This window comes from Mesorhizobium sp. M7A.F.Ca.US.006.01.1.1, from assembly GCF_003997935.1.
Classification (GTDB): Bacteria; Pseudomonadota; Alphaproteobacteria; order Rhizobiales; family Rhizobiaceae; genus Mesorhizobium.
In genome coordinates, this window is sequence record NZ_RZQL01000473.1 from 1 (window position 1) to 1,640 (window position 1,640).

Annotated in this window: 1 protein-coding gene; it reads right to left on the bottom strand. The window is 56.1% G+C overall.

Going from position 1 to position 1,640, the window contains the following annotated elements:
- Window positions 1-187: 187 nt before the first annotated feature.
- Window positions 188-1,390 (bottom strand): plasmid partitioning protein RepA, encoded by a 1,203-nt coding sequence (repA, locus tag EN943_RS36930; protein ID WP_013525328.1) that lies wholly within the window; start codon window positions 1,388-1,390, stop codon window positions 188-190.
- Window positions 1,391-1,640: the final 250 nt, after the last annotated feature.

A 1,640-nucleotide genomic window follows, 5' to 3' on the forward strand; every position in this document is an offset into this window, starting at 1 on the left:
TGCATGATGGAGCGCGACGCCCCGCGAACGGCATACCCGGATACGTCCTTCGCATCAGCCACTGCCGTCGCAGGGCCCAACACACTGCCGAAAATGTCCCTGCGTGCCATTTAACCGCCTCCAATCGCGGTTAGCGATTTGATTTCAAAGACAAAATTTCCAGTTTTTACTGCCGTAAACTTCGCCGTCATGACCGTCCCCACGCACGATGGATCAGCGTCGCGATTTCAGCATTGACCGCATCGAGGGATTCCAGTGCACGGTCGTAGGTGGAACGGGTAAAGGCCGACTTCTCCACCTCGTAGAGCGTCTGCTTGGTGAGACCCGCGTCCGAAATCGCCGTCGACTTCAACATCGGGTTCTCCAGGATCTGGCCGGCAAGCATGGACTGCATGAAGCCTACCATCTGCGCCTGCGGGATATCCGTCGGCTCGTAGCGTGTGATCAGATATCGAAACCAATCGAGCTCGATTGCCGCACCGGCGGCCTTGATGGTTTTCAATATGCCGCCGAGCATGAGCAGGAACTGGCTCATAGACATCAGGTCGAGCATCTGCGGATGAACTGTAATGAGAACCGACGTCGCCGCCGACATGGCCGTCAACGTCAGGTAGCCAAGCTGGGGCGGGCAATCAACCACGACAACGTCATAGCGATCGTCGACCTCCGTTAACGCCTTCGCCATGCGCGTGAAGAACTGGCGCCCGGCATTTGACGTCTTATCCTGCATGGCGAGGGGCGTGTCGTATTCGTATTCCTGCAATTCGAGATTGGCGGGGATGATATCGAGACCTGGAAAATTCGTCGGAAGGATTACGTCCGCAATCGAGCGGCGTTCGTCATCGTAACGAATCGCCTCATAGAGCGAGAGGTTGTTATCAAGTTCCGGCTGGAAGCCATGCAGGGCCGACAGTGAGGCTTGAGGATCGAGATCGATTGCAAGAACACGGTGGCCGGTCAAGGCCAGATGCTGGGCGAGGTGGGCGGCAGTCGTTGTCTTGCCACTGCCCCCCTTGAAGTTGACGACAGCAACGACCTGGAGCTTGTCGCCGGACTTGCGGTGCGGGACATACTTCTTGACTTCGGTCCTGCCATGCTGGTCCAGGAAATGGCGCAGCTCAAGCATCTGCTGGGCAGTGTAGGACCGGCGTCCCGATGGGATCTGCTCGGGCAGGGGGCCCTTGCCCTCCAGATGAAGGCGCTTCAGATTGTTCTGCGAGACACCAAGATAGTGAGCGACTTCTGCCATCGAAAACGAACGCAGCGTCTTCGCCGCATCGGGGGGAAATTTCTCCATCCGAAGCTGGTTAAGGCGCCGTGATATCTCAGCACCCTGCTCGAGGATTTTCTCATCGAACTCGAAGCTCGGTAGCCGCATGGCGATATTCATTCTCGTCGAAAACCTGAATTGGCGCTTTTTGCGATGAAATTATTCAACAAGCGCCATTAAGCTCCGATTCGGAAAGCCCGGCAAGAAGTTTTAGGTTAACAGAAGGTGAACAGCACTAGCGGGCTTCCTTGCGGCCGATTCCTGCTGTCCTCGGATAATGGCGGGTTGTCGTTCGACTGGAACTCTCCCGCTCATCTGGCTAAAAGCCTGGGTTTTTTGACACAAAGAGCAGTCTTTACGGCAGGAAAAA